The organism is Acidovorax sp., from assembly GCF_046291265.1.
Taxonomy (GTDB): Bacteria; Pseudomonadota; Gammaproteobacteria; order Burkholderiales; family Burkholderiaceae_C; genus Acidovorax.
Map to the genome: position 1 here is coordinate 183,096 of NZ_JBKBTV010000001.1, position 6,000 is coordinate 189,095.

The window sequence follows — 6,000 nt, forward strand, 5'->3', positions numbered from 1 at the left end:
CCAAACGCGGTGTTTGGCGTGTGCGCCAAACACCCACGGTTCAAACAGCGTGCGGAGCCAGCGGAAGCGTTTCCCAACCCGGCCTGGCGAACAAATAGCCCTGCTGGTACCGGATGCCCACGGACCGCAGGTACAGCGACTCTGCCGTGGTTTCGATGCCCTCTGCCACGATGTCGATGGACAGGCGCTGGCACACCAGCGCAACGCCACACACGATGGCCTGGCGAACAGGGTCCTGGTCGATGTTGCGGATCAGCTCCATGTCGATCTTGAGTACATGCGGTTGAAACTGCACCAGCATGTTCAGGCCCGCATACCCGGCCCCGAAGTCGTCGATCGCAGTGATCAGCCCCTGGCGGCGGTACTCGTTGAAGATGGACTTCAGGTGCGCGCCGCTGGTCACCTGCTCGCCCTCCGTCACCTCGAACATGATGCGGTTGTGGGGAAAATTGAACTCCATGGCCGCTTCCATGGTGGCGCGGATACAGGTCTCTGCGCGGTAGACAGCGTTGGGTAGGAAGTTGATGCTCAAACGGCAGTCTGGCAATGCGGCCAAGCCCAAGCGGGAAGCCAGTTCGATGGCTTTGACGCGGCAGGCCTGGTCAAAGCGATAGCGGTTGGTGTCATCGACCCATGACAGCACCGTGCCAGCGGATTCGCCATCGACGCCTCGCACCAGTGCCTCATAGGCAAACGGGCGGTCCAGTTCCAGATCCATGATGGGCTGAAACGCCATCGTGAAGTCAAACGGCAACTGGGTCTTGTCGCGACAGGACTGACATCCAACGGGCTGAAAGGGCTGGGCAAAAATTGTCGTCGTCATGTGCAATTATCGTAACGCATGATTACAAAACAGGATGGCGGGTTTGCCCCTTCGCAGCGCTCGGCACTCAGTGATGTACACACCCGCCCAGCGCTGGTTTGTCTGAAAAGCTCAACGGATAAAAAAAGGCCGCGTCAATACGCGGCCTTTTGCAGGGCATGCAGTTCAAAACTGCGTGTCTAACTTAACCAATCAACGCTCCAGCGCCACCGACACGCCCATACCCCCACCAATACACAGCGCAGCCAGCCCCTTCTTGGCATCGCGGCGCTGCATTTCGTGCAGCAGCGTGACGAGAATACGGCAGCCAGACGCGCCGATGGGGTGGCCGATGGCGATGGCACCACCGTTCACGTTGACCTTGGCAGGGTCAATCGCCAGTTCTTTGTTCACCGCACAGGCCTGTGCAGCAAAAGCTTCGTTCAGTTCAAACAAGTCCACATCCGCAGCGTTCCAGCCCGCGCGCTGCAGCGCCTTGCGCGATGCGGGCACCGGGCCCATGCCCATGGTGGCAGGGTCCAGGCCGCTGGTGCCAAAGGCAGCAATGCGCGCCAAGGGCTTGAGGCCCAGGGCAGCGGCCTTTTTGGCACTCATCACCACCACAGCGGCAGCGCCATCATTCAGACCCGACGCATTGCCAGCGGTCACGCTGCCTGCCTTGTCGAAGGCGGGGCGCAGGCCTGCCAGGGCCTCGGCATTGGTCTTGCGGTTGAGATACTCATCGGCGTTGAAGAGGATGGGATCCCCCTTCTTCTGCGCCAGACTGACACCCACGATTTCATCGACAAACTTGCCCGCGTCTTGCGCAGCGGCGGCCTTTTGCTGGCTGTCCAATGCCAGGGCGTCTTGCATCTCGCGGGAGATGTCGTAAGCCTTGGCCACGTTTTCAGCGGTGATGCCCATGTGGTACTGGTTGTAGACGTCCCACAGGCCGTCCACGATCATGGTGTCGACCAGCTTCCAGTCGCCCATGCGCTGGCCGTCGCGCGAGCCTGGCAGCACGTGCGGGGCCAGGCTCATGCTTTCCTGGCCACCGGCCACCACGATTTCGCTGTCACCCCAGGCCACGGCCTGGGCTGCCAGCATCACGGCCTTGAGGCCAGAGCCGCACACGGCATTGATGGTGAGCGCCGGGGTTTCCTTGGCCACACCAGCTTTCATCGACGCCTGGCGCGCTGGGTTTTGACCCACGCCAGCTGCCAGCACCTGGCCCATGATGACTTCACCAATCTGGTCAGACGACAGACCTGCACGGGCAATGGCCTCGCGGATCACGATGGCGCCCAGCTCGGTGGCAGGCGTCTTGGCCAGTGCCCCGCCAAACTTGCCCACTGCGGTACGGGTGGCCGAAACGATGACGATGTCTTCCATGGAATGTCCTTCTTTCTGAGTGGATCGGTCCGGGCCCATCAGTGGGCCCGTTGTCTTTGGTGTGGATGAAAAGAAAAGGCAGGGCTTTCGCCCAATGATTCTCGCAGGCCTTCAGGTCAGGACTTTTGCTTAACGTAGCTTCCCGGCGCAGGCTCGATGGCCTTGAACTTTGTGCCCTTGCCATAGGCCTTGGGCGCTGCAATCTGTTTGCCCGCGTGTCCTTTGAGCCAGCCCGACCAGTCGGTCCACCAACTGCCAGGGTGTTCAGTGGCGCCCACCAGCCATTGGTCCAGCGTGGCCGGCAGCTTGCCGTCCGCACGAATCCAGTGGCTGCGTTTTCCCTTGGCGGGCGGATTGATGACACCGGCGATGTGACCAGAGGCACCCATCACAAAACGCTTCTTGCCGGGCAGCACCTGCGTGGACGCATACGCGGCGTTGATGGGCACGATGTGGTCCTCGCGCGAGCCGTAGATATAGACGGGCAGCGTGAGGTTGCCAAGGTCCATCTTCTCGCCACACACGGTGAGCTTGCCGGGTTGGACGAGTTTGTTTTCAAGATAGAAATTGCGCAGGTACCAGGCGTAGAACGGGCCCGGCAGGTTGGTGCTATCGCTGTTCCAGTACAGCAGGTCAAACGGTGGCGGCGTTTCGCCCTTGAGGTAGTTGCCCACCACGTAGTTCCACACCAGGTCGTTCGGCCGCAAGAAACTGAACGTGGAGGCCAGGTCCTGGCCTTTCATGAGTCCGCCCTTGCCCAGTTGCATCTCGCGGAACTTCACCATCCCTTCGTCAATGAACACGTCCAGAATGCCCGTGTCAGAAAAATCGATGAGCGTGGTCAAAAACGTGGCACTTGCGACGGGCTCATCGCCGCGCGCGGCCAACACGGCCAGTGCGTTGCTCAGGATGGTGCCGCCCACACAGAAGCCCAGGGCGTTGATCTGCTCGGCACCTGTGATGTTCTGCACCACGTCAATGGCCGCCATGGCGCCGTCTTCCACGTAGTCGTCCCAGGTCTTGTGGGCCAGGCTGTCATCAGGGTTGCGCCAGCTCACCACAAAGGTGCGGTGCCCCTGGTCAACGGCATAGCGGATCAGCGAGTTCTCGGGTTGCAGGTCGAGGATGTAGAACTTGTTGATGCACGGGGGCACCAGCAGAAACGGGCGCTCGTAGACCTTGGCGGTGAGCGGCTTGTATTCGAGCAGCTGGAACAACTCGTTCTCGTAAACCACCGCGCCTTCGGTGGTGGCCACGTTGCGGCCCACCTCGAACAGGCTTTCGTCGGTCATCGACACATGGCCTTGCGTGATGTCATGCAGCAGGTTTTGCATGCCCTTGGCAATGCTCTCGCCCTTGGTTTCGATGGCCTTTTTCTGCGCTTCGGCGTTGAAGGCCAGAAAGTTGCTGGGCGCCATGGCCGCCATCCACTGCTCTACGCCAAAGCGGATGCGGGCTTTGGTTTTTTCGTCGGCCTCGACGGCGTCGGCCAAGCCCATCAGGGTGCGGGCGTTCAGCAGATACGCGGCGGCAGAAAACGCAGCCACCGGGTTGCTGGCCCAGCCTTCGCCTGCAAAGCGTTTGTCCTTGACTTCAGGCTTACCTTCCATACCCTGGGCCCACAGTTCCTTGGCCTCGTTCAGGTATTGCTGCTGCAAAGCTTGCAGCTTGGATTGCGACAGTTGCAAAGGTGCCGCTGCGGGCCCCGGGGTGCCCAGGTCCATCTTCTGGAACGATTGCAGCGCCTGCGACCAGCTTTGCCCGAAAATCTGCTGGAATTGCTGAGCGCTCTCGGCCCAGGGTGATTCAGAATTCATGCTGTCTCCTCATTGGTTGGTCGCTCGCAGCGGCAGGGCACTTGGCTTGGGTTCATTGTTGCCCACCCTCCTCCCCAAGGCAACGATTTCAACCCTTCACCTGAACACAAATCAATGTACCTGATCGTAATTGCCTGGACCTACGTCACCCTCATGATGGCCGTGGCTGAAGCCACCAGTCCACAAGGCACGGTGCTCGGCGCGCTGATCACCTTTGGGCTGTATGGAATGCTGCCCATGAGCATCCTGGTGTACATCCTGGGCACGCCTTCGCGCAAACGGAAGATCAAGGCGCGCGAAGCCGCAGAGCAAGCTGCTTACGATGCCGAGCAGGCAGCCCTTCAGCAGCAGGCATCCGGGCTGGCTTCAGCCCAGCCAGATGCAGGCAGCGAAGCGCCCACTGCCGCCGAGGGCAGCGCTGTCACGCCGGTGCGAAAAGAACCGTGAGGCGTTCGCCACGGTGCACCATGGTGCCGTGCTGTTGTTGCCGTAGATGTGGGTGATGCCCAGCGCCTGCACGCGCAGCCGGGCCAGGCCCGCCAGGTCGCACAGGTATTTGCCGGGTGCGCCCTCGCGCGGCACAAAACAATGCTGCGCAGCAGGGTCCACGTCGCAGAACGCAGACCGGACCTCGGCGCCCACTTCAAAAGCCTCGGGGCCAATGCAGGGGCCCAGCCAGACCAGGGTGTCCTTGGCTACGTAATCCGCTGAAGCCTCGCCGCCATGCGATGCATTTGCTTCACTATTGATAGCTGCTAGCGCTTTACCATCAAGCGCTAGAGCCCTAAAACACTTAAAAGCAGACTCTAAAACGCCCCACCCGTCTGCCCCGGCCAATCCGCGCCAACCCGCGTGGGCAGCACCCACCACGGCACCCGATCGGTGGGCCAGCAGCACGGGCAGACAATCCGCCACCATGATGGTGCAAACGGCGCCCGGCGTGGTGGTGGTGCAGGCGTCGGCGTCTGTGCCATCGGGCGTCGACACGTCCAGGTGGGCCACACCCACCCCATGCACCTGGTTCAAAAAGGTGGCGCGCGCCCCGGGTGTCCTGGCCTGCACAGCCCGTTGCAAGGTGTTGCGATTGGCCTGCACGGCCGCCGGGCTATCCCCCACGTGGGTGCCCAGATTCAGGCTGTCATACGGCGGCTCGCTGACGCCGCCAGCGCGCGTGGTGCACAGCGCATGCACACCGGCGGGCGCGGGCCAGTCGGGCACCAGCCAGTCGGCCGGCGCAGTCTGGCGGGCCAACGTCGTCATCACGCTTCGTTGTCGGGGCAGGCAGAGGGCTGGGCCTGCTGGAACGCGGGCAAGGCCATGCAAGCATCAAACGCGCGCATGGTCAACGGCAGGCCGTCCAGGCTGACCTTGAAACGCTGGGCGTTGAAGATCTGCGGCACCAGGCAGCAGTCGGCCAGCGTGGGGGTGTCTCCCCAGCACAGCACCGACGGGGCCAGGCCCTGCGCAACACGCTCTTGCGCCAGCAGTGCCAGCTGGCGCTCGAAGACCTCCAGCCCGTTGCGCACCCAATGGCGGTACCACGCGTTCTTGGCGTCCTCGTCCACCTTCAGGTCATGCACCAGGTACTTGAGTACGCGCAGATTGGCGATGGGATGGATGTCGCAGGCCACGGTCTGCGCCAGCGCACGCACGCGGGCACGGGCCAGGGGCGTGTCGGGCAGCAGCGCGGGGGTGGGGTGCATCTCGTCCAGGTACTCGACGATGGCCATGGACTGCGACAGCGCCGCACCGTCGTCGGTGACCAGCGTGGGCACCAGCGCATCGCCAATGCGCTCGATGTAGGCGGGGTTCTTGTGCTCGCCCTTCACCAGGTGAACGGGGATGTAGTCGTAGCTGAGCCCTTTGATCGCCAGCGCGATGCGCACGCGAAACGAGGCCGAAGAGCGAAAGTAGTTGTGGAGCTGCATGGACGAAAGGTTTTGTCGGTGAATCTGCAGTGGGGATGCGATCAAGGTGCGATCGCGGCGT

6 protein-coding genes are annotated in these 6,000 nt (G+C 62.2%); 1 reads left to right on the forward strand and 5 read right to left on the reverse strand.

What is annotated here, in order from left to right; all coding sequences use genetic code 11:
• Positions 1-40: 40 nt before the first annotated feature.
• The 3 genes from ACK41V_RS00835 to ACK41V_RS00845 form a co-directional block, all read right to left on the reverse strand.
• Positions 41-823: an EAL domain-containing protein gene (locus ACK41V_RS00835; RefSeq protein ID WP_409776428.1), complete on the reverse strand. Its 783-nt coding sequence runs from the start codon at positions 821-823 to the stop codon at positions 41-43.
• 192 nt (positions 824-1,015) lie between these two features.
• Positions 1,016-2,194 carry an acetyl-CoA C-acetyltransferase gene (locus ACK41V_RS00840; RefSeq protein ID WP_409776431.1) on the reverse strand — a complete coding sequence of 393 codons (1,179 nt, stop codon included), beginning with the start codon at positions 2,192-2,194 and terminating at the stop codon, positions 1,016-1,018.
• A 116-nt stretch (positions 2,195-2,310) separates the two neighbouring features.
• Positions 2,311-4,011, reverse strand: coding sequence for a PHA/PHB synthase family protein (locus ACK41V_RS00845; RefSeq protein WP_409776434.1), 1,701 nt, complete (start codon positions 4,009-4,011; stop codon positions 2,311-2,313).
• 114 nt (positions 4,012-4,125) lie between these two features.
• On the opposite strand from ACK41V_RS00845, the gene ACK41V_RS00850 reads away from it, so the two are divergent.
• Positions 4,126-4,458 carry a hypothetical protein gene (locus ACK41V_RS00850; protein ID WP_409776437.1) on the forward strand — a complete coding sequence of 111 codons (333 nt, stop codon included), beginning with the start codon at positions 4,126-4,128 and terminating at the stop codon, positions 4,456-4,458.
• Here the strand turns inward: ACK41V_RS00850 and ACK41V_RS00855 are convergent.
• Together ACK41V_RS00855 and maiA are read right to left on the reverse strand one after the other, a co-directional pair.
• Positions 4,378-5,271, reverse strand: coding sequence for a polyphenol oxidase family protein (locus ACK41V_RS00855; RefSeq protein ID WP_409776440.1), 894 nt, complete (start codon positions 5,269-5,271; stop codon positions 4,378-4,380). The two genes, ACK41V_RS00850 and ACK41V_RS00855, sit on opposite strands and share 81 nt — an antisense overlap.
• Positions 5,271-5,939 (reverse strand): maleylacetoacetate isomerase, encoded by a 669-nt coding sequence (gene maiA / locus ACK41V_RS00860; protein ID WP_409776462.1) that lies wholly within the window; start codon positions 5,937-5,939, stop codon positions 5,271-5,273. Before maiA ends, ACK41V_RS00855 begins: the two co-directional genes overlap by 1 nt.
• Positions 5,940-6,000 lie beyond the last annotated feature (61 nt).